Raw genomic sequence first — 21,227 nt, 5'->3', positions numbered from 1 at the left:
GGGCGAATTCGGGGCGAACGAAGGGCTCGATCGGATGGAGTCCGCCGCTCGACGGTCGCCAAGACCGGAGCGGGAAGAAAGTACGCGGACTGGGATTCGAACCCAGGACCGATCGGTTAAAAGCCGAGTGCTCTACCAACTGAGCTATCCGCGCGTTTTTCGCCGTGGGGCGGGGAGGGGGTAGGGGTGAGCTGATCGTTTGGCAAGAGAAAATCCCTCTACGACTCGAGCCGGTTGCCAGCCCAGTTCATGAAGCACCGGAGATTCTCGGCCGGGCGTTTCAGATGGAAGGCTTCGATTCCCGCGGCTCGGGCCCCGTGGAGGTCGGATTGCAAGGAGTCGCCGACGTGAAGAACCTGATCTGCCCGGAGACCGAGATCACTGAGAGCCATGGAAAAAATGGCTGCCGAGGGCTTCCGTGCCGAGGCATCGGCCGAGCTGATGACCGTATCAAATCGCGGACGAAGGTCCAGATCGTCGAGGATTCGATGCAAGCGTAGATCAAAATTGGAAACAATCGCACAGCGCAATCCGAGCTGCGAGCAGGCATCAAGGACGTCCTCCACCTCGGGGTAAACCCGCCAGGCCTCACCGTCGGCGTAGTGATCAAACACGGCGTGAAAGGCTTCATCCGAGATTTCCCGCTCGAGGGTGCCTTCGACGACCTTTCGCCACCACTGGCGCTCCGCCCAATCGCCGCGTGAAGCCCCTTCGTATGCGGGATCGCCTGCGGCCATGAAGGCCCGCTTGAACCTGGGACTCAGTACGGCGGGGTCCAGCGGTCCCAGATAAGGCGAAAGCAGGCGGGCATAGGTCTCCGCCACCGGCTCTGTAGGTTCAATGAGGGTGCCGGCAGCGTCGAAGAGAATGCCCTGAATCATGGGGGCAGAATGGGGTGATCGGCCTGTCCGGTCCAGTCGCGGGGACCTTGTCGGCCCGAGGAACGGAAAATCGTGCTGAAATGGGGAAAATCAGCCCATTTTCCTCGCCCTGGATTCGGAGATTGGACTTGCAAGTCAAGGCGTTCCGCCATAGAGCCTCCGGCGATCAAACTTCCGGCGTGATTACGGAGTGGGCGAAAACCCACTCTTTTGCGTCTCTGGACATCTCCTTTTCTGCCTCAAGCCAAGCCATGACCAACGACATCGTCGCTCTCATCGATTACTACGAGAAAGAGAAAGGCATCGACCGAGATAAGGTCGTTGCCGCGCTCGAGTATGCCTTTATCTCCGCTTACCGCAAAATGGTGCCGGGTGCTGATGCCATCGAAGTGCTTCGTGCTGAGGTGGATACGAAGAAGGGTGAGACCCGCATTCATGCCACTCTCCGGGTCGTCGCCGATGATGACTACGTCGACAAGTTCAATGAGGTCCCCCTCAAGCTGGCTTCCAAGCGGGATCCAGAAGCTCAACTCGATGGTGACATGGAGTTCGATGTGACGCCGAAGGATTTCGGACGCATTGCCGTTCAGACCGCCAAGCAGACCATGATGCAGCGTCTGCGTCAGGCTGAGAAGGAAATGATCTACGAGGAGTTCAAGGATCGTGCGGGAGACGTGGTCTCCGGAACGGTTCGTCGCTTCGACCGCAGCGATGTGATGCTCGACCTCGGCAAGTTCGAGGGCGTGATGCCATCGCGTGAGCGGGTGCAGACCGAGGAATACAATATCGGCGATCGCATCCGTGCCTACGTCGTCGCCGTTGAGAACGAGGGCCGTGGTCCTGAGATCATCCTTTCCCGGAGTCACCCGAACTTCGTGCGTCGTCTGTTCGAGGCTGAAGTGAATGAAATTTCCGACCATACGGTCGAGATTCGCGGCATCGCTCGTGAAGCCGGTTACCGGACCAAAGTCGCGGTGTGGAGCAATGACCCGAAAGTTGATCCGGTCGGTGCATGTGTCGGCATGAAGGGAGCGCGGGTGAAGAACATCGTCCGTGAACTCAACAACGAAAAGGTCGACATCATCCGTTGGAGCGACGACCCGGAGGAGTTCGTGCGTGAGGCCCTGAAACCCGCAACGCTGCGTTCGGTTACGATCGACGAAGAGAAGCGCGTGGTGCTGGTCACGGTCGACGAAGAAGATCTGAGCAAGGCGATTGGTCGTCGTGGACAGAACGCCCGACTCTCATCTCGTCTGATGGGCTGGGATGTCCAGGTCCGGAAGGACGAGAGCAAGAAGGAGCAGTTCGAGGCGAAGATCGCCGATGCGGCTCACTCGGTCGCCGAGCAACTCGGGATCGACGACGAACTCGCTGCCAAGCTTTTCACCGCTGGAGGCACCAGCCCGGAGATGGTGGTCGACATGCCGGTCGAGTACATTTGCACTGTTTTGGAGGTGTCGGAAGAGCGTTCGCGTGATATCTTGAAGCGAGCCCACGGAATTGTGGGACGCGATTTGCCTGACGAATTGAGCGGTGAAGCTGCTCCACCTTCTGAAGAGGAAGCCCCCGCTGCGGAAGCAGCGGTCGAAGAGCCCGCGACTGAAGAAAAGCCTGAGACCTCCGAGGTGGCTGCCGAACCCAAGGAAGGCTGAAGCCATCGAATTTTCTCCCCTGAAGCAACCGTAAGAACGCCATTAAGAACGCCATTCCCCGCCTGATGCCCGAAGACAGCGACAAGAAGCCCCAGAAACGCAAAGCTCTCGATTTGATTGGAGAGACGAAGGTACCGTCACGTCGTGAACGGCAACGGCAGGAGGCGTCTCAAGTCAAAACAGTCGAGGACGCGAAGCGCGATGCCTACGACCCGTTTGCCGAGGAGAAGAAGCCCAAGATCAAGAAGACGGAGCAGTCCGGCAAGAAGGTCCTTCCGACGATTTCCAAGCTCCTCCATGAGGAAGAACCCCTGGCAGTTCCAGCCCCTGCGGCAGCAACGCCGCCACAGAAATCGCCGGCGGTTGACACCGACCCGGGGACGGTCAGCGATGGCAAACTCATCAGTATCAAGCCGCCGATCATTGTCGCCGACTTGGCGGCATTGATGGGCCTCAAACCTTTCCAGTTGCTTGCTGACTTGATCAAACTTCAGGTTTTCGTGGCTCCTCATCAGGCCATCGAGCCGGATGTGGCCGCACAGGTTTGTGAAATCCATGGCTTTGTCTTTGAACGTGAGAAGCGCGAGAAGGGCGGCGGTGTCCACAAGCAGGAGGAGGTTGTCTCCGAGCCTGAAGCACCAGAGGATGAGCCCGAAGAAGCGCTCCATCTTCGTCCACCGATCATCACGATCATGGGCCATGTCGATCATGGCAAGACCACGCTGCTAGACCGCATTCGCAATTCAAGAATCACTGCCGGAGAAGCGGGAGGCATTACCCAGCATATCGGAGCCTACAAGGTTGAATACAACGGCAAGCCAATCACCTTTATCGATACACCGGGTCACGCGATTTTCTCGGGCATGCGTGCCCGCGGCGCGGACATTACTGACATCGTCGTACTGGTGGTGGCTGCGGACGATGGTCTCATGCCTCAGACCATCGAGGCGATTGAACACGCAAAGCGTGCGAAGAAGACCATCATCGTAGCGATCAACAAGATTGATGTTCCCGGCTCGAACCCGATGAATGTCAAATCCCAGCTCGCGGAGAAAGGCCTGCAGACGGTCGACTTCGGCGGTGATACCGAGTGCTTGGAAATCTCCGCGCTCAAGGGTGACGGTGTGGATGACCTGCTCGAGTTGCTTGCACTTCAGGCCGAAGTTCTCGAACTGAAAGCCAATCCAAAAGGCAATGCCCGGGCCGCCATCATTGAGGCCAAGCTTCAACAAGGGCGCGGTGCGGTGGCTTCGGCGATTGTCGAAACCGGAACGCTGAGGACCGGCAAGCCATTCATCTGCGGGCCTTTCAGTGGGAAAATCAAGAGTCTCATCAATGACCGGGGCGAGTCGATCAAGTCGGCGACTCCCGGAACACCGGTTGAGATTGTTGGGTTTGAGGAGTTGCCACGAGTCGGCGATGAGCTGGTGGAAATGGAATCCGATCGTGCGGCCAAGAAGCTCTCGGCCGAGCGACAGGAGGAGCAGCGATCCGAACGCCTGACCATTCCGAAGAAGAGCCGCATGGAGGATCTTTTCAGTCACGTCACCGACGGGGGATCGAAAGCTCAGCTCAAGTTGATCCTCAAGACCGATGTTCAAGGGTCGATCGAAGCGATCAAGAACGCTATCCTCGATATCAAGTCGGACAAGGTCGCGGCCTACTTCCTGACGGGAGCTGCGGGGCCGATCACTGAGGGCGACGTGCAGATGGCAAGTTCATCGGATGCGATTGTCATCGGTTTCAATGTCAAGGTGGAGGCGAAAGCCGCCAAGCTTGCCAAGTCGGAAGGGGTGCAGATCAAACTCTACTCCGTCGTTTACGAACTCATCGATCAGGCACGCGAAGCGATGCTTGGATTGCTCGAACCTGAAACCCGCGAGAAGATCATCGGCCATGCCGAGGTCAAGCAGGTCTTCAAGGTGCTCAAGGGCAAGGCCGGTGGTTCTTACGTCAAGGATGGCAAGATTCACCGGAAAGCCCACGCCCGAGTCATTCGTGATGGCGTCCCGATCTTCGATGGCAAGATGTCGACACTGCGTCGCTTCACCGATGAGGTGGAAGAGGTTAAGGTTGGTATCGAATGCGGTATCCGCCTCGGTGACTTCAACGAGTATCAAGAGGGTGACATCATCGAGTGTTACTCCCTTGAGAAGATTCCTCAGACGCTTTAAGACAAACACTGAAAACTGAAATGCTGGAACTCTGAAATAGAGACGGTTTCAGAGTTCCAGCATTTCAGATCTATCCAAAATGTCCCTACGCCTGACCCGAGTCAACGAGTTGCTCAAGCGCGAGATTGGTGCCGTCGTCCAGCGCGACTACGAGTGGCAGGGTGCCTTGGTGACCGTGAATGCGGTTGAGGCGACCCAGGACCTCAAGGAAGCTTCGGTATGGATCGGGGTGCTGGCGGGGAATGTTCAGACCGTCGTCGATAAATTGAATCGTGAGCATGGATCGATTCAGACCAAGGTGATGAAGCGGGTGGTGCTCAAATCGACGCCCGTTCTGAGATTCCGCCACGATGGCTCGGCCGAGCGTGGCGTGGAGATCGTCAACCTGCTGGATGAGGTAGCGAAGATTCCCAAGGCCGTGGATACGGATGACGAGGCAGTTCAGGCGGAGTCCTGAGTTTCGGTGATCAGTCGCTTGAATAAACCAGGCCCCCACGCGTCTATCGTGGCGTTCCAAGTTGTGCCGATGACTTTTTGATGAAAAAGTCTCCCGAGGGGCAATGAGCGAAGTCATCAGGGATCCATGCAATTGATTTTTAATAGAGAAAGCAGCATCGCCCGAATCCTTCCTTTCCTATTGGCTTGGAGTATTGGAGTGACGGCGTTCGGGCAGGTGCGTGGAAGTGTTGAGACTTTCGACAACGAACCGAACGCCATGTCCTGGTTCGTTTACGACTTTGGCGACGGCATGTTCTATTCGCCGGGGTGGGATGTTTTCATGGATGGTGATCCCGATCTGTTCACGATCGTGGAGCCAGGTTCCGGCGTTTCCCTGCTTGCGGATGTGACATCTTCACGTGGAGAGCTGGTGGGGGACTTCAGTGGGAACCGGATCGCGGGAATGGGATGCGAGGCATTTGTTGAGGATGCTGCGGGACTTGACTACGCGGAGTTCTACTTTGTTTCCGACGGCGTCTTTTACTTCAGCCTCGAGTTCGGGGGGCTCGAAACCTTTGGCTCGGATGATTGGGTGTTCATCACGGTCGATTTCAAGGAAGACCCTTGGTACCTCCTGGGTGATGAAGGATTTACCGAAGTCGAACTCACGGATGAGATCCTTTCGTCGGTGACGGAAGTCGGTGTGGATTTTTTCGCCAACGATGCGCGAACGGAAAGCATGTTGGTGGCGATCGATGACTTCGTTCTTTTTCCCGAGACGATTCTGCCCGAACTAGGCGTCGCGAGGACGGGCAGCGATTTCGTGCTCAGCTTTGTTCGTGAAGTCAGCCAGGAATACAAGGTGATGAAGTCTCCCGACCTCAAGGATTGGAAAGACTTGGAGGGGCATTCGGAGATTACGGGGGACTCGATTTACACGGTGACGGACCCGCTGGCAGGCAAGGCCTTTTATCAGGTCGAAACGGACTTCTTCCTCACGATCATTCCCGATGTGGATCCCCCCTGAGATCGCTTGGTAAAGGAGGTGGGCAAAATCAGGCGGATGTCTTTTGTCTCGCCAGACAGCTTCCGTTGACCGCTTGAGCTCCCGTGAGTAGAACCTGTCGAAGATGAGCACAATGTTCGGAGCGGGCTTGGGATATTTGCCAACCTTGCGAGATCGGCAAGAGATGGAGGGCAGGTCGTGAAGGCTGCCGGCAGGGCATATCTCGGGTGGTCCGATGGTCGGGTTCTGATGGGAGAAGGGCCTTTTGAATCGATGGCTGGTGCTCCTGAATCGGGGGTGGCATTCTATCGCAATGACTTCGGTCTCTCGAATCCGGAGCCTTGGTTGGTGCCGGCATCATGGAAGTGGCTGGATCGGGAGGATCTGAGTGATGGTCGCCAGGTGAGTGTCGATTGGCAGCCTCTGGAAGCTTCGGACTTCGCCGGGGTGTTTCAGGAGATCACCGATTCAATCCGTCGCGGCACCTTTGAAAAAACCGTGCCCGTGGTGGTGGAGAAGGGCACGATTTCCGGCGGTGAGGCAGGCTCCCTGTTTCTATCGGGTGACTGCCCCGAGCCTCTTGTTCCCTACGGGTTCCTCGATTCCTCCGGTGGATTCGCCGGGCAATCGCCGGAGTATTTGCTGCGGGTGTCCGGCACTCGTCTGCTGACCATGGCGCTTGCAGGCACGGCAAGAGCGGAGGAGCGGGAAGTACTAGAGGTCGATGAGAAGGAGATCCGGGAGCACGAATTTGTCGCTCAGGCGCTGGTCTCAAAACTTGGTGATCTTGGTGAACTGCAGCGCGGTCCACGTGGGATCATGGCCCTGGGGTCGATCGTTCACTTTCACACACCGATCGAAGTGGAACTGGATCAGTCTCCCGAGGTGACGACGTTGATCCGTCGCCTTCATCCGACTCCGGCGCTTGGTCCTTTGCCACGCACCGGAGAGACCCTGTCACGCTTGATCGAATGGCGATCGCGATTGGGAGCACCTGCCGAGTTCGGTGCGCCTTTCGGGGCGATCGTGGATGGGGAATTTCAAGCGATCGTCGCCATCCGGGGAATCTGGTGGTCGGGCGTGGACGTGCGACTGCCCGCGGGATGCGGAGTCATCGAGGCCAGCCGGCTGGTCAACGAGTGGCGGGAGCTGCGGCTGAAGCGCGAAGCCGTGAAGACGCGGTTTGCGCTGTGACTTTGGGATGGCAACCGTGTTGGAATCTCCCGAGTGAAATTTTGTTTCCTTCACGAGGGGCTTCAGGCCCATGATCGGGGATGGCTGGTGCGAGTCTCTTTGCTCTGCTCGATGATATTGCGACGATTCTGGATGATGTCGCGCTGATGACCAAGAAGGCCGCCTCCAAAACGGCTGGTGTGCTTGGAGATGATCTTGCGCTGAATGCCCAGCAGGTCAGTGGCGTGGTCGCGAAGCGGGAGCTACCGGTCGTCTGGTCGGTGGCGAAGGGTTCGTTTGTCAACAAGCTGATCCTGGTGCCGGCCGCGCTGGCACTCAACAAGTTCGCACCATGGGCCGTGACCCCGCTGCTGATGATCGGTGGCGCCTACCTGTGCTACGAGGGGGTTGAGAAGTTGGTGAATCACTTTTTTCATCGGAGCAAGAGGACGCCCGAGGAGGCGGCGAAGGAGCTCAAGGAGATCGAAGCGGGTGGGGTGGACGAGAAAGGGAAGATCAAGGGGGCGATCCGGACGGACTTCGTCCTCTCCGCCGAGATCATCGTCATTTCCCTCGGAGTAGTCGCTTCGAAGCCTTTTGCCACGCAGGCCTTGGTGCTTTCCGCGATTGCCTTAATCATGACCGTGGGTGTCTACGGACTGGTGGCTTGCATTGTGAAGCTCGACGACTTGGGTTTGTATCTGAGTCAGAAGCAGGGTGGCCTGCAAATGATGGGGCGAGGAATCTTGTGGGCGGCACCGTTCCTGATGAAGACACTGTCGATCGTCGGAACCATCGCGATGTTCCTCGTCGGTGGTCAGATTCTGGTTCACGGCATTCCATTCGTGCATCATTGGGTCGAGCACGTGTCCGAAGGTATGGGAGCCTTGCTTGGGGCCGTCGTCCCGGCATTGCTCCATGGCGTCTCCGGTATTCTAGCCGGTGCCGTGGTCCTCGCCGTGCTTCATCCGATCATGAAGTTGGCGGGGAAGGGGCATTGACTAAGGAGATGAAGAGGCTTCAAGCCTTGGCAAATTCCAAGGCGCGCTGCTTCATCTGGGTCGCCATCAGGTTGAGGGCATTCGCGCGAGTGGGTGCGAGGTGTTCCTTGAGGCCGGTTTGATCGATGAAAGAGAGGTCGGCGGTGAGGACGTCATCGACCGACTCGCCATCGAGCACGCGGACGAAGAGGGCGATCATGCCTTTGGTGATCACGGAATCCGAGTCGGCGAGGAACTGGATTTTTCCATCAGTGCTGGTGGCCTCGAGCCAAACCTGGGATTGGCAGCCTTTGATGAGACGTTCAGCGGTGTGGAGCTCCTCGGGCATTTCCGGTAACTGTTTTCCCAGTCCAATGACATACTCATAGCGCTCCTGCCAGTCTTGGAAGAGGCCCAGTTCGTCGAGAACCTGCTGCTGTTTGTCCGCAATACTCATGACGAGGGGATGGGAAGGCCGGATGATCGGAAATGCACGCGGAAACTCGATGCGAGTGGCGATTCCATGGCCTGACTCAATCGTCTAGCGGCAGAAGTTCGATTGATTTGAATTCGGTCGGGCTGGATTCCGCCTGAATCGAGATGTAGCCGCCGGTCAAAGGCGTGCCATCGTCGAGTTGGGGCTTGGAATACTCGCAGACCACGGTGTCTCCGACGATGTGTTTGATCACTTCGTCACCACGGACTTCGATTTCCACGCTGACCCACTGGTCGCCATCGAAGGTCGGTCCTCCGGTCTCAATCACGTGGTTCTTGTTGAGAGCCCCGTCCCAGACAAGCTGGGTGCCAGGCGTACAGATATTCAGAGTCCCCCGATCGCCCTTACCGAGGCCACCCAGGAGCTGGACTTCAATACTATTGGGGAAGTCCTGGTCCTTGGCGAGCGTCTTGGGATCCTGGCAGTGGATCATGAATCCGTTGTTCCGAATCGCCCAGGCGGGACCTCCTTTGACCTGCTCGCCGACAAAGCGATAGGTGGCACGCAGACGATAGTGGGAGTAGGGCGTCTTGTAGAAGAGGTGGCCGAATTTGCCGTTGAATTCTTCCCACTTGGAGTAGTCGATGACCAACAGACCGTCTTCGACCTTGAACGTGTCATGGAGATTCACTCCGAGCTCGTGGCCTTTGAATTTCGGCGTCCACCCATCAAGGTCCTTGCCGTTGAAGAGCTGAATCCAGGTTTCCTTGCTCGTGGAGTCGTCGGCCAGCGATGGCTGGAAGCCGCAAATGGCGATCAGGGGCAGCATGAATCGCCGCGAAAAGAAGAGCGAGAAATGGCGTAACAGGGTCATGGAGGCAGTCTAGAAGCCGCGAGCGGGAGTGACAGAATTTTTCCGAAAAGTAGCCTTTCTTTCACGATCTGTTGAAACTGAGTCGTAGCGGGCTCGAATCAAATGATGCGATGTTCATTTTTCTTACTCCTGCCATGCCTTCAGCTTTCTGGGGCGGCGGATTCGTCAGGGTCTGAACCAGCGGTGAAGCTGCAGAAGACCGAGCTTTGCACTTCCGATTTCGAGGTGGCAGCTGATTTCGTGGTCGAGAAGCTTTTCGAGGTTCCCAAAGAGTGGGGGAGCTGGGATTCGCTCACCAAGCTGGCCAATGGCGATCTGGCGGCTTCCGATCAGTATGGCGGGATCTACCGGGTCCTGGTGACTGAGGAAGGGACTCGTGCCGAGCGGCTCGAAATTGATCTGACCGGATGCCGACTCCCGACTGCGCCAGACTGGTGGCTCGGAACCAGAGAGATGGTCCCGGAATTGCGCGCACGCTTCGTGATGCCCCACCGATTGCCGCCATCCACTTTGCGGACTGAATTCCGACACCCCATTCAACTCAGCATCATCGCGGCTCTGCTTAGCGAGGCGATGAGGGTTTCGACATCGGCGTCGGTGTTGTAGACGGCAAAGGAGGCGCGGGTCGTTCCCGTGATGCCGAAACGAGCCATGAGCGGTTGGCAGCAATGGTGGCCGGTCCGGACAGCGACACCCATTTGGTCGATCAGGGTTCCGAGGTCGTAGTGGTGGACGCCCTTGATGGAGAAGGAAATCGCGCCCGCGCGATCATTCGGACCGTAAAGGTGGATTCCCGGGATTTCCGAGAGCCCTTCGGCGGTCTTTCGGATCAGGTGGGTTTCATGGGCATGAATCTGGTCGATCCCGAGTTGCTCGACGAAATCGAAAGCGGCGGCCAAGGCGATCGCTCCCTCGATGTTCGGAGTGCCGGCTTCGTATTTGAAGGGGAGATCGTTGTAGGTGGTTTTTTCGAAGCTGACTTCCTTGATCATTTCACCGCCGCCCCGCCATGGGGGAAGGGATTCGAGAAGCTCCCGCCGACCCCAAAGTACGCCGATTCCCGTAGGTGCGTAGACCTTGTGGCCGGAGAAGGCGACGAAGTCCGCCCCGAGGGCCTGAACGTCGATCGCGAGGTGCGGCACGGCTTGAGCTGCATCAATCAACACGATCGCTCCTGCCTGTTTGGCTGCCTTCGTCATTTCGAACACGGGGTTCACGGTGCCGAAGGCGTTCGATATCCAGGTGAGGGAAAGGACCCGGGTCTTCTCCGAGAGCAGGGAGGAAAAGGCCTCCTGATCCAGAATGCCCTGATCGTCACAGGGGATGACTTTAAGCGTGGCTCCCGAACGCTCGCAGAGCATTTGCCAGGGGACGATGTTCGAGTGGTGTTCGAGCGTCGAAATCAGGATCTCATCGCCGGGGCCAACTCTCAAATCAAGGATGTTGGCGACCAGATTAATGCTGTCGGTGGTCCCCGCAGTGAAGATCACTTCGTCGGGTGACGCGGAGTTCAGGTGGCGGGCGACGGTGGTGCGGGCATTTTCGTGGGCCTCGGTCGCCTTTCGAGCGAGCAAGTGGGTGCCGCGATGAATGTTCGAATTCAGGGCCTCGTAGTAGTGCCGGGAGGCGTTGAGAACGGCGCGGGGCGTCTGGGAAGTGGCCGCATTGTCGAGATACACCAGAGGCTTCCCATTGACCTCGCTTGAGAGGATGGGGAACTCGCTGCGGATTGCTTCCAAATCAAGAGCCATGTGGAAAGAAGGGATGACGGCAAGTGCTTCGATGCACGCGAAAAATCATGCGGATTCTCCGGAAGGCGGCGTGGTGTCGCGATTCGCACCCATCTTTCTCAAATCGTCCTCGTTCTCGTCGTCGTCCCTCATCCTCGAAAAATCGAGCATGAAGAGCCATCCGATTCGATTTGATTCGATTCGAGAACGAGAACGAGAACGAGAACGAGAACGAGAACGAGGATGAGGATGAGGATGAGGATGAGGATGAGGATGAGGATGAGGATGAGGATGAGGATGAGGATGAGGACGAGGATGAGGACGAGGATGAGGATGAGGATGAGGATTTGGAGGAGCGTTCAGGCCGTGTCATTCTGGGTCTCTCCGGAAGGCTCCGGCGGTGGCTGTCGGCCCCCGAGCCGGCGGTAGGTTCCGGGGCTCATGTTTTCCATGCGGCGGAACATGGCATAGAAGCGCTCGACGCTGTGGAATCCTGCTTCTCCGGCGATGGCAGCGACCTTGAGGCGGCTGTTGAGCAGCAGATCGCGTGCGATGGCGAGTTGCCGGGAAGTGATCTCGTCTTTCGGCGAGCGACCAAGATGTTCGCGGAACAGGCGTTCCAGATGGCGACGTGAGCATCCCAGTTTCTCGGTGATCTGGGCGACGTTGACTCCGGCGGAGATCTGTTCCCGGATCAATTCGAGGGCGCGAGCGACCAAGGGGCTGCCGACGGCAAGCACATCGGTTGAAAAACGTTCACCAATCGTGCCGGGGGAGATGAGCCGGTGCTCGGGTGCTTCGCCGGCGAGCATGCGATCAAGGATTCCCATCAATTCGAATCCGAGGCGCTGCCAGGGAACGCGCACGGACGAGAGCTGCGGTTGGCTGAGGGAGCAGACGAGCGGGTCATCGTTGACGCCGAGGACCGCGACATCACGCGGGACGTCGATGCCGGCCACTGCGCATGCTTCAATGAGCGCGCGCCCGAGGGGGTCGTGGGCAGCGAGAATGCCGCAGGGTTTGGGAATGTCATTGAGCCACTTGAGGAGTTCATGCCCGGGTGCCGGCCAGTAGTCGTTGTAGCGGTCATTTCCCGGTCGACGATCGAAGAAGGTGGTGGCTTCGTGTCCGTTTCCAGCAAGGCACTTTTGAAAGCCTTCCAGCCGCTGCGCGGACCATTGGGTATCCACACCAAAGAAGCCGAAATGGTTCAGTCGCTTGTCCATGAAGAAGCCAGCCGCAAGCTCACCGACCTGATGATCGTTGACGTCGACCCAGCCGAGGTCTGATCGCTTGTCGAAGTCATAGTGGACGGTGACTTTCGGGATATCGAGATCAAGCAGGCTATCGGTGACACCGGGCATGTGTTCGAGGATCATGCCTGCCGGTTCCCATTCGCGAAACATGGACAGCAATTGTTTGGTATCGTGTCGCGGGTCCAGCTGCCAGACGCTGGTATTCGGGCGGCCGTAGCGGACGATTCCCGGGACGTAGCGTCGCACGCTGACCGCGGAGAGAACCGCGACAATCCTGGTGGGGGCTCCGGTTGGGCAATTGGACATTGAAAAGACTACACCGCAAATTGTGGGATCGCCTTGATAAAATGCGCCATCTGCGAATTTTTTTCCCAGAGCGCAAAAATGAGGCCGGGCCTTTGGCCCGGCCTGATGAAAGTCGCTCTGATTCGGGGTTGGATTACATCCCCGGGAGTTCGATGAAGCCTTCCAGCTTCCGGATACGGGTCGGGTGGCGCATTTTCCGGAGTGCCTTGGCTTCAATCTGGCGAATCCGTTCGCGGGTTACCTGGAACTGACGACCCACTTCTTCGAGCGTGCGGCTGTAGCCGTCCTTGAGGCCGAAGCGTTGTTCGAGCACTTCGCGTTCACGCTCGGTCAGGGTGCAGAGCACGTCGCCGATCTTTTCCTTGAGCATCGCGAAGCCGGCTTCTTCCATCGGGTTCTCGGCGGCCTTGTCTTCGATGAAATCACCGAAGGAAGTGTCGTCCGAATCACCGACGGGGGCCTGCAGCGAGATCGGCTGCTGGGCCATCTTGAGGACGGCGCGGACGCGCTCGACGGGAAGGTGAATTTCCTCGGCAATTTCTTCCGGGGAAGGTTCGCGGCCGTATTCTTGAACGAGCTGCTTCTGGACGCGCATCAGCTTGTTGATCGTCTCGATCATGTGAACCGGGATCCGGATGGTCCGGGCCTGGTCGGCGATCGAGCGGGTGATGGCCTGACGAATCCACCAGGTGGCGTAGGTCGAGAACTTGTAGCCGCGGCGGTATTCGAATTTCTCGACGGCCTTCATCAGGCCCATGTTGCCTTCCTGGATCAGGTCGAGGAATGAGAGGCCGCGGTTGGTGTATTTCTTGGCGATGGAAATGACGAGTCGCAGGTTGGCTTCGACCATCTCGGTCTTGGCCTTGAGTGCTTCCTTGAGCCAGTGGCGGAGTTGCTTGTTCGTTTCGTCAAAGTCCTCCTCGATGTGCCAGGCGCGCTGTTGGATTTCACGGATCTTGGTTTCGAACTCCTTGTCGTCCGGGTTGCTCTTCACCTTGCGACCGTACTTCCAGAACTTGCTCTGGTAGTCCTCGACTTGCTCGCAGAAATCCTCGGTGACCTTCTGCTTGAAGTAGAAGCGGGAATAAGTCCGGTGCAGCGTCTGGAGGTTCTTTTCGAAATTTTCCTGAAGCTTCTTTTTACCGCGCGGCGCCTTTGAGGCGAGTTGGCGGAAGATGTTCTCGTTCTCGGCGTGAAGCTGCTTGAGTTGCTCGCAGAGCTTCGGCAGCGTCTTCATGTAGCGCTCGCGCGATTCGATCTTTTTGTCGAGAATCACACGGTCGAAGCGCTCCTTGCCCTTGGTCAGTTTTTCGGCGAGTTCGAGGTAGCTATCGGCAACGAAGCCGAAGAGATGAAGTTGTTTGGAAACCTCGATCTCGGCATCTTCGATACGCTTGGAGATTTCAACTTCCTGCTCGCGGGTCAGAAGGGGAACCTGGCCCATCTGCTTGAGATACATCCGGACGGGGTCGTCGAGGATGTCGAGCTTCTGGTCCTTCGTTTCCTCGGGCTCGTCGTCGCTGTCTTCCTTCTTCTTGTCCTTGAAGCGATCAACTTCCGAAGCATCGATGATGTCGAACTCCATGTCGCGGAGTTGCTGCATGATGGCTTCGACATCGGAAGGCTCAACGAGATCGTTCGGCAGGATCTCGTTGATGTCGTCATAGGTCAGATACTCTTGTTCCTTGGCGAGCTTGATCAGTTCGCGGATCTTTTCCTGAATCTCAGGAGTATCGATGCGGCGCTTCTTTTCATCCTTCTTTCCGGATGCGGCCTCTTCGGCCTTCGCGGCTTTGGCGATACTCCTCTTTGTTTCGACTTTGGCGGCCGGCTTCGGAGCAGATTTCTTTTTGTCGGCGGGAGTTTTTGGCTCGGTCTTGGCAGCGGTCTTGGCGGGTGCCTTCTTTTTGGCGGCGACCTTTTTGACGGCGACCTTTTTGACGGCGACCTTTTTGACGGCGGCCTTCTTGGGAGCCGCCTTCTTCGCGGCGACTTTCTTCGCAGCGATTTTCTTTTTGGGGGCAGCTTTCCGCGCGGGTGCTTTGGCCTGGGATTTCGGTGCGGCCTTGGCTTTCTTGGTTGCCGTCTTTTTGGCGGAAGCTTTCTTGGTGGACATGTGGAAAATACTCGGAAGTCGGCTAAGTCGGGACAGACCTCACCTAGTGTAGGGCCTAGCGGCCGTAGGTCGCTGAGCGGGCGGGACGATTTATGCGTTCACCGGATGCGTCAAGGATTTCTTTCCTAGGATGATTGCCTGTTTTTCCAAGGACTATCGGGCTTTCGGCGCCTCCTTTTCGGTGCGTAACGGTCGGTGGTGATGGCCCGGTTGGGGAGGGAGCCGAGAAGATCGGCGATCTCCTTGGCTCGCTGGAGCAGTTTGATTTGCTCGGCGATGTCGATGCCGGGTTCGGCCAGGGCGGCTTTGATCGAGGCGTCCTCGCGCTCCAAAGCCAAGGCACTGGCCTCGGCAAGAGCCTGGTGGCTTGCCTCCAGCGGATTCTCCGGAAGGGCTTCAGAGAATGTGGGATCCGCGTGCAGGGCGAGGCGCTCGGACTCGCTGAGACTCGCCATGAAGGTGTTGATGGCGGCCGGTGTGTCGGAATCACCCCGATCGGCAAGAATCTTGCGGAGCAGCGGGATGCCATCGACGTGACCCGCCATCTCGTGAAGCGTCTCGAATTGTTCGGCAAGCGATTGACGGGCCTCGAAGGAATGGAGGGCGAGAGCGCAAAGGTAGCCAATCGTCGGTTCGAGGGCGCTTGGTTCGACCGGTGTTGGAGGAGCAGGCTCGTCGTCCCGGCGGCGCTCGAAGCGGCGAGCGGTGCTGGCACCCCGGGCAGCACGGCTCACGGCATCGCGAAGCTCGGGGACGCCGCCGCGCAAGCGGGTCGCGACGTGGTTGATCATCGCATCGCGAGTGACCGCATCGGCAATGACCGCGAGCAGGGGCGCCACTTCGCGGGAGAATTCGGCACGCTCCTGAGGGCCGCCGAGGCGGTTCTCGATCTTCGCCCGCTCGATCATGAAGTCGAAAAAGTTGATGGCTTCATCAAGCAGCTGGCGGAAGGCATCCGCGCCGTTCTTTTTCATGAAGGAATCGGGATCCTCGCCAGCGGGCATGCGCACGACACGGACGGAAATGCCAACGGCGGCGCATTCGCGGAAAGCGCGCTCGGCGGCGGAGAACCCCGCGCTGTCGGCGTCGAAACAGAGAATGGCCTGCTTGGTGTAGCGTTTCAGGTTCTTCGCGTGCTGAGGCGTGCAGGCGGTGCCCAAGGTGGCGATGGCATTCGTGATGCCCTGTTCCTGGCAGCAAATGGCGTCGATCTGGCCTTCGCAGATCAGCACGGACTTGGCGTCGAGGATGCCCTTGCGTGCCTTGTCGAGGGCGAACAGCACGTTGGATTTCTTGAACAGCGCGGTCTCGGGAGAATTGATGTATTTTCCGGAACGGGGATCTTCGCGCAGCTGTCGGCCTGAGAATGCGATCACATCGCCGTGGTCATTGCGGACGGGAAACATCAGCCGATCCCGAAAGCGGATGTAGAGCCCGTTGCTGTTGTCGCGCTGAATGGCGAGGCCGGAGTTGACCAGGTCGCGGCCACGCAGGCCTTTCTCCCGGGCCCAGTCGAGAAAGGTCTTGGGAAACTCGGGTGCCCAGCCCACTTCCCAGCGCTCGGCCATCTCCTTTCCAAAACCGCGCGACTTGAGATACTCGCGGGCGTGCGCGGCGTCGGGGGACTTGAGCAGCAGTTCGTGGAAAAATCGCGAGGCCTCGCGGTGGAGGTCGAGCAGGCGTCCGCGATCCCGCCGGGCGCGTTCCTCTTTCGGGTCGACGGCTTCCTCGACGATCGCGATGCCGGACTTGCCAGCGAGTTTTTTCACCGCGTCGACAAAAGTGAGGCCTTCGTAGTCGCGGACAAAGGTGAGGGCATCGCCGCTCTTCTTGCAGCCGAAGCAGTGGAAGAACTGCCGCGCCGGATCGATGCTGAACGAGGGGGTCTTCTCGTTGTGGAAGGGGCAGTTGCAAACGTAGCGAGTGCCGGCTCGTTTCACCGGGAGGTACGAGCCGATCAGGTCCACGATGTCCGTGGCGGCAAGGACCTGTTCGACGGTTTCCCGAGGGATTTGTGACACGCCAAGGGATGTAGGTGGCGGGGCGAAAGATCCAAGGCGAAACGTGAAAATACGCAGCGCTACGGAAATCATTTGTGTCCTTTGTGAGCGAGACGAGGGAAGTAAGCGAATGGGGGGAAATGATTCTTCCCCGAAACCCCGAATTATTATGACGATTGTTAAGAAAAATAAGCAGGGAGAGACACGCGAGCTGCTGTTGAAGGAGTATTTTCTCAACGCCTACCTGATTGCGATGCTCAAGCGCGTGGGCGAGGAGACGGGAAAGATCCGCCGTCGTGGCCAAGCTGTCGGCGAGCCAGCGCCGGTGCGCGTCCGCTGATGGTGAGTTCGCGAGGGCCGGAAAACCTTGAATTGCACTCCAATTGAAGGGGGGTTATCCTCCGGCAATGGACTTCGTCCGGACTCTTGAGACTGCGCTGGGCTGGCTCGAACTCGGGCTTCCCGAGGATTCGCTTCGTGAACTCCAGTCGCTCAGTGCGCGTGACCGCATGCGGAAGCAGGCGCTTGAGATGAAGCTCTCCGCGGAAATCCAGGCGCAGCACTGGAATTCGGGGGCGGATACCGGACGCTTGCTCTGCCTGCGTGAGCCCACGGAACCACAATTCTTCATCAACGCGGCCTACTGCCTTCATGAGACCGGAGACACACTCGCTGCCCGAAACTGGCTGTTGACGGGTCCGTCGGCGCTCATTGAAGATCCGCTCTTCCACTACAATCTCGCGTGCTACCATGCCGTGCTCGGCGAGCGGAAGCAGGCGAGGTCCCATCTCGCTCGGGCCATTGCCATGGATGCTTCACTGGTCGATATGGCGGCAAAAGACGGGGACTTGGCCGGGTTGGATGACGGGCCTTGAGCCCGGGGTTGGCTTCGAGCCGAAATTCCCGTATGCTACCCACTCCCGCGCGCCAATGACTGCCGCGATCTTTCCAGTGGCATGTTTCCTGCGGCCGCTTGACAGGGAGCCATCCACCCAGATTCTCGATGCATCAAACTGCCCAGACCCCAACTGCCAAAGAAAGCCGGCTTTCACTGGAACGTATCCTGCCCCGCCTGCGGGCGAGCTTTCCCGACGAGGTTGAGACCGCTGATTGGCAGGCCTTCGAAGATCGGCTCGATGATCACTTTCCCACATTGTTTGACCTCCTGTGGCGGATCTATGGCCCGGGATACGATTTTTTCTTCCATGTCGAGGCGATCCTCCAGACCGCGGTGCAGGCATGGCTCGACCGGCCGGCTGATCTGAAAAGCCTCGACGCGATCCGCGAAGGCCATCCTCACTGGTATCAGTCGAACCGGGTGGTGGGAGCGATGGCCTACGTCGACCTCTTCGCCGGAAACCTCGAGGGGATTCGTGAGCAAATCTTTTATCTCAAAGAGATGGGGGTGACCTATCTCCACTTGATGCCGCTCTTCAAGAGTCCGGAAGGAGATGACGACGGTGGTTACGCGATCAGCAGTTATCGGGAAATCGACCCGGGTGTCGGGACGATGAATGAACTGCGTGATCTCGCCGACGAACTCCGGCAGCAGGGGATGAGCTTGGTGCTTGATTTCGTCTTCAACCACACCTCCGATGAGCACGAGTGGGCGCAGAAGGCTTTTCAGGGCGACGACTACTACATGAATTTCTACCGGATGTATCCGGATCGCCGGGAGCCCGACGAGTATGAGCGCACCCTGCGCCCGATCTTCCCGGACGCCCATCCCGGTTCGTTCACCTACCGGACCTCGATGGGGAAGTGGATCTGGACGACCTTCAACAACTTCCAGTGGGACCTCAACTACGAGAACCCCGCGGTTTTCAATGCGATGGCCGGCGAGATGCTCTATCTCGCCAATGCCGGAGTCGAAATGCTCCGCATGGATGCCGTGCCTTTCCTGTGGAAGGAGAAGGGGACCTCGTGTGAGAATCTGGAAAAGGCACATCTGCTGATTCAGGCCTTCAATGCGATCGCCAGAATTTCGGCCCCGGCCTTGGTATTCAAATCGGAGGCGATCGTGGCTCCGGATGAGATCAAGAAATACGTCTCCGAGAAGGAATGCCGTCTTTCCTACAATCCTCCGTTGATGGTGCAGCTTTGGAACTCGATCGCCACGCGCGATGCGAATGTCATCTCGCACTGTCTGCCCAAACGCTTCAAGCTGCCTGAAGGATGTTCATGGGTGAACTACATCCGTTGTCATGATGACATCGGCTGGGGATTCGAGGATCGTGATTTCCATGAAATGGGGATCAATCCCGGAGACCACCGCTGGTTCCTGAACCGCTTTTTCTCAGGCGAAGCGCCCGGGAGCTTCTCGCGCGGACGTCTCTTTCAGCACAATCCCACCACCGGTGATGCCCGGATGTGCGGCACCACCGCGTCCCTCTGCGGACTGGAGAAAGCTCTCGAGGAGAACGACGGTGAGGGAATTGAGTTCGCCATCCGCCGGATCCTCATGCTCCACGGCATCCTCTTCACCATCGGAGGCATTCCGCTGATCTATCTCGGTGATGAGATCGGACAGTTGAACGATCACTCCTATCATGCCGATCCCGGCAAGGACGGTGACGACCGCTGGTTGCACCGGCCGGCCTTTGATTGGGAGGCGGCGGAGCGAAGGAAGGACCCCGACAGCATCGAAGGCAGGATCTTCAACGGCATGCTCAAGCTGTCCCAGATCCGCATGAACAATCAGGCCTTCCACGAATGCACCACCGAGTTCGTCGCGACGGGAAATCATCATGTCTTTGGCTACTTCAGGACCTACCAAGGTCAGAGCATCCTCTGTCTCGCGAACTTCTCCGAGCACCATCAGGACCTACCAGCCACACGCCTGAGACAACTCGGGATGCGCAAGACCTTTACCGATATCGTCGCAGGAAAAAGCATCGTGGCGACGGAAAAGCTCACCCTCGAACCACTCCAGTTTGCCGCACTGATGTGAATGGATCCCACTCATGATCGAGCATGAATGCCCCGGAGAAGGCGACGGATGAAGATCGATGTTTCCGCTGTGGGGCTCCAACCGGAATCCGCCTCGGTGAGCTCTGGATTTGTGAGCGCTGCTATGAAGTTCGCTCGTCCTGTTGTGCGGAGTTTGAGGATGACGAGGTATCGGATGGTGGAGAGACGGATCGACAGGATTCTCGAGAAGCCGGGCCCCAGCCCGGACCTTGAGGGCTTGTCGGCAGGGGGCGACTGCTGAAAAGGCAGGGACAAGCGCCCCCACTGGTCCGCCCCTGGCCCCTGCCCAAGCCCTCCGACACGCTGTCAAATGCCTGCCCATACAGGCCCCGTGGACTGCGGCAGCCTGCTGCCGCTGTTCCGCAAGACAGCCCTGCTGGCGATGCGCGCAGCAGCAAGAGCAACCTCGTAAGGAGCGCGGACAATTCTGTCCGCCCGCCGAAACAAACGCATGGGCCACAGCCCACCAATCCATCGCGTGGGGCTGATCGCGTGGGGCGAAGCCCTTTACGCGACGAAGCCCTTTACGCGACGCAGCCCTTTACGCGACGCAGCCCTTTACGCGAGGACCGACTCCCAAGCCGCGTTCCTTCATCCACCCCAAAGGGGTTACGTCCCCCAGCCGAGGGTTGCCGGAGTGAAACGCAGGCTACCCTGGGTCTCTCATGCCCAAAGCTCCCAACCCAATGGAGCAAGGGCATTTCTGCCCTGTCGAACCACCCATAGAGCTCACCCCACCCGAGCAGCCCTGGTAAACAGAGGTCGAAAGTCGAAGGTCGAAAGTCGAAAGTCAGAAAGTCGAAAGTCAGAAAGACCGGACCGCCGCGCTACCGCGCCCTTGGAGGTGGCACGCCCTCGTGCCGCAACCCCGGCAGCCCGCCTCTCCCTTGTAAACCGATCGCTGCCCGGTGCTCCTGTTCCATCACACCAACCAATCGCGTGGGGCTGATCGCGTGGGGCTGATCGCGTAGAGCTGATAGCGTGGAGCTGATCGCGTGGGGCGAAGCCTTTTACGCGACGCGACGAAGCCCTTTACGCGACGCACATCCCATCCAACGGACTCGTCACCCCCAGACCACTCACTCCCAGCGCCACGTGCAGGTAAATTTCCGTCGTCGTGATGTCCTGATGGCCCAGCAGCTCCTGGATCCTCCTGAGATCCACACCGGCCTCGAGGAGATCCGTCGCGAAACTATGGCGCAAAGAATGGCTTGTGACCCACTTCTCGATCCCGA

Annotated in this window: 18 protein-coding genes and 1 tRNA gene; 10 read left to right on the top strand and 9 right to left on the bottom strand. The window is 58.3% G+C overall.

What is annotated here, in order from left to right:
* Window positions 1-81: 81 nt before the first annotated feature.
* A tRNA-Lys gene (locus WBG04_RS13255) sits at window positions 82-154 on the bottom strand.
* A gap of 64 nt (window positions 155-218) precedes the next feature.
* The gene (locus WBG04_RS13250; RefSeq protein ID WP_424314915.1) at window positions 219-881 is read right to left on the bottom strand and encodes an HAD-IA family hydrolase; all 663 of its coding nucleotides are present in this window, start codon (window positions 879-881) and stop codon (window positions 219-221) included.
* A gap of 251 nt (window positions 882-1,132) precedes the next feature.
* Between WBG04_RS13250 and nusA the strand changes: the two genes are divergently transcribed.
* The 6 genes from nusA (at window position 1,133) to WBG04_RS13220 (ending at window position 8,325) form a co-directional block, all read left to right on the top strand.
* On the top strand, window positions 1,133-2,533 hold the full coding sequence (gene nusA / locus WBG04_RS13245; RefSeq protein WP_424314914.1) for a transcription termination factor NusA: 1,401 nt from the start codon (window positions 1,133-1,135) through the stop codon (window positions 2,531-2,533).
* 65 nt (window positions 2,534-2,598) lie between these two features.
* Window positions 2,599-4,707, top strand: a complete 2,109-nt coding sequence (gene infB, locus WBG04_RS13240; protein ID WP_424314913.1) for a translation initiation factor IF-2 — start codon at window positions 2,599-2,601, stop codon at window positions 4,705-4,707.
* Between the two features lie 79 nt (window positions 4,708-4,786).
* Window positions 4,787-5,164 carry a 30S ribosome-binding factor RbfA gene (gene rbfA / locus WBG04_RS13235; protein WP_424314912.1) on the top strand — a complete coding sequence of 126 codons (378 nt, stop codon included), beginning with the start codon at window positions 4,787-4,789 and terminating at the stop codon, window positions 5,162-5,164.
* Between the two features lie 126 nt (window positions 5,165-5,290).
* Window positions 5,291-6,172 carry a hypothetical protein gene (locus WBG04_RS13230; protein ID WP_424314911.1) on the top strand — a complete coding sequence of 294 codons (882 nt, stop codon included), beginning with the start codon at window positions 5,291-5,293 and terminating at the stop codon, window positions 6,170-6,172.
* A 252-nt stretch (window positions 6,173-6,424) separates the two neighbouring features.
* On the top strand, window positions 6,425-7,345 hold the full coding sequence (locus WBG04_RS13225; protein ID WP_424314910.1) for a chorismate-binding protein: 921 nt from the start codon (window positions 6,425-6,427) through the stop codon (window positions 7,343-7,345).
* 80 nt (window positions 7,346-7,425) lie between these two features.
* Window positions 7,426-8,325 (top strand): DUF808 domain-containing protein, encoded by a 900-nt coding sequence (locus WBG04_RS13220; protein WP_424314909.1) that lies wholly within the window; start codon window positions 7,426-7,428, stop codon window positions 8,323-8,325.
* 19 nt (window positions 8,326-8,344) lie between these two features.
* Here WBG04_RS13220 and WBG04_RS13215 read toward each other — a convergent pair whose 3' ends face one another.
* A complete protein-coding gene (locus tag WBG04_RS13215) occupies window positions 8,345-8,761 on the bottom strand; it encodes a SufE family protein (protein ID WP_424314908.1) in 417 nt (138 codons plus the stop codon).
* Between the two features lie 76 nt (window positions 8,762-8,837).
* Complete coding sequence (locus tag WBG04_RS13210) at window positions 8,838-9,614, bottom strand: 3-keto-disaccharide hydrolase (RefSeq protein WP_424314906.1); 777 nt, start codon at window positions 9,612-9,614, stop codon at window positions 8,838-8,840.
* Between the two features lie 183 nt (window positions 9,615-9,797).
* On the opposite strand from WBG04_RS13210, the gene WBG04_RS13205 reads away from it, so the two are divergent.
* The gene (locus WBG04_RS13205) at window positions 9,798-10,220 is read left to right on the top strand and encodes a hypothetical protein (RefSeq protein WP_424314905.1); all 423 of its coding nucleotides are present in this window, start codon (window positions 9,798-9,800) and stop codon (window positions 10,218-10,220) included.
* Here the strand turns inward: WBG04_RS13205 and WBG04_RS13200 are convergent.
* From WBG04_RS13200 to dnaG, 4 genes are all read right to left on the bottom strand, one after another.
* A complete protein-coding gene (locus WBG04_RS13200) occupies window positions 10,151-11,365 on the bottom strand; it encodes an aminotransferase class V-fold PLP-dependent enzyme (protein ID WP_424314904.1) in 1,215 nt (404 codons plus the stop codon). The two genes, WBG04_RS13205 and WBG04_RS13200, sit on opposite strands and share 70 nt — an antisense overlap.
* A gap of 338 nt (window positions 11,366-11,703) precedes the next feature.
* Window positions 11,704-12,906 (bottom strand): substrate-binding domain-containing protein, encoded by a 1,203-nt coding sequence (locus WBG04_RS13195; protein WP_424314903.1) that lies wholly within the window; start codon window positions 12,904-12,906, stop codon window positions 11,704-11,706.
* Window positions 12,907-13,039: 133 nt separating this feature from the next.
* Window positions 13,040-15,022, bottom strand: coding sequence for an RNA polymerase sigma factor RpoD (gene rpoD / locus WBG04_RS13190; protein WP_424314902.1), 1,983 nt, complete (start codon window positions 15,020-15,022; stop codon window positions 13,040-13,042).
* A gap of 125 nt (window positions 15,023-15,147) precedes the next feature.
* Window positions 15,148-17,043 (bottom strand): DNA primase, encoded by a 1,896-nt coding sequence (dnaG, locus tag WBG04_RS13185; protein WP_424314901.1) that lies wholly within the window; start codon window positions 17,041-17,043, stop codon window positions 15,148-15,150.
* Between the two features lie 148 nt (window positions 17,044-17,191).
* Between dnaG and WBG04_RS13180 the strand changes: the two genes are divergently transcribed.
* The 3 genes from WBG04_RS13180 (at window position 17,192) to WBG04_RS13170 (ending at window position 19,972) form a co-directional block, all read left to right on the top strand.
* Complete coding sequence (locus WBG04_RS13180; RefSeq protein ID WP_424314900.1) at window positions 17,192-17,362, top strand: hypothetical protein; 171 nt, start codon at window positions 17,192-17,194, stop codon at window positions 17,360-17,362.
* Window positions 17,363-17,429: 67 nt separating this feature from the next.
* Window positions 17,430-17,897 carry a TPR end-of-group domain-containing protein gene (locus WBG04_RS13175; protein ID WP_424314898.1) on the top strand — a complete coding sequence of 156 codons (468 nt, stop codon included), beginning with the start codon at window positions 17,430-17,432 and terminating at the stop codon, window positions 17,895-17,897.
* Between the two features lie 128 nt (window positions 17,898-18,025).
* Window positions 18,026-19,972, top strand: coding sequence for an amylosucrase (locus tag WBG04_RS13170; RefSeq protein ID WP_424314897.1), 1,947 nt, complete (start codon window positions 18,026-18,028; stop codon window positions 19,970-19,972).
* 1,052 nt (window positions 19,973-21,024) lie between these two features.
* Here the strand turns inward: WBG04_RS13170 and WBG04_RS13165 are convergent.
* Window positions 21,025-21,227, bottom strand: a 203-nt coding sequence (locus WBG04_RS13165) for a tyrosine-type recombinase/integrase (protein WP_424314896.1), incomplete at its 5' end; no start/stop codon positions are given.

Source organism: Haloferula sp. (genome assembly GCF_049672945.1).
Classification (GTDB): domain Bacteria; phylum Verrucomicrobiota; class Verrucomicrobiia; order Verrucomicrobiales; family Akkermansiaceae; genus Haloferula.
Note: the sequence above shows the minus strand (reverse complement) of the source record. Positions and strands in the feature narration are given on the sequence as shown.

Bases quoted from the DNA above. Each gene is read 5' to 3' on its own strand.
- WBG04_RS13200 (WP_424314904.1), bottom strand. From the start codon at position 11,365: ATGGCTCTTGATTTGGAAGCAATCCGCAGCGAGTTCCCCATCCTCTCA.
- WBG04_RS13225 (WP_424314910.1), top strand. From the start codon at position 6,425: ATGGCTGGTGCTCCTGAATCGGGGGTGGCATTCTATCGCAATGACTTC.
- WBG04_RS13170 (WP_424314897.1), top strand. From the start codon at position 18,026: ATGCATCAAACTGCCCAGACCCCAACTGCCAAAGAAAGCCGGCTTTCA.
- rbfA (WP_424314912.1), top strand. From the start codon at position 4,787: ATGTCCCTACGCCTGACCCGAGTCAACGAGTTGCTCAAGCGCGAGATT.
- infB (WP_424314913.1), top strand. From the start codon at position 2,599: ATGCCCGAAGACAGCGACAAGAAGCCCCAGAAACGCAAAGCTCTCGAT.
- WBG04_RS13230 (WP_424314911.1), top strand. From the start codon at position 5,291: ATGCAATTGATTTTTAATAGAGAAAGCAGCATCGCCCGAATCCTTCCT.
- WBG04_RS13250 (WP_424314915.1), bottom strand. From the start codon at position 881: ATGATTCAGGGCATTCTCTTCGACGCTGCCGGCACCCTCATTGAACCT.
- WBG04_RS13180 (WP_424314900.1), top strand. From the start codon at position 17,192: ATGACGATTGTTAAGAAAAATAAGCAGGGAGAGACACGCGAGCTGCTG.
- WBG04_RS13220 (WP_424314909.1), top strand. From the start codon at position 7,426: ATGGCTGGTGCGAGTCTCTTTGCTCTGCTCGATGATATTGCGACGATT.
- WBG04_RS13195 (WP_424314903.1), bottom strand. From the start codon at position 12,906: ATGTCCAATTGCCCAACCGGAGCCCCCACCAGGATTGTCGCGGTTCTC.
- WBG04_RS13175 (WP_424314898.1), top strand. From the start codon at position 17,430: ATGGACTTCGTCCGGACTCTTGAGACTGCGCTGGGCTGGCTCGAACTC.
- rpoD (WP_424314902.1), bottom strand. From the start codon at position 15,022: ATGTCCACCAAGAAAGCTTCCGCCAAAAAGACGGCAACCAAGAAAGCC.
- WBG04_RS13210 (WP_424314906.1), bottom strand. From the start codon at position 9,614: ATGACCCTGTTACGCCATTTCTCGCTCTTCTTTTCGCGGCGATTCATG.
- nusA (WP_424314914.1), top strand. From the start codon at position 1,133: ATGACCAACGACATCGTCGCTCTCATCGATTACTACGAGAAAGAGAAA.
- WBG04_RS13215 (WP_424314908.1), bottom strand. From the start codon at position 8,761: ATGAGTATTGCGGACAAACAGCAGCAGGTTCTCGACGAACTGGGCCTC.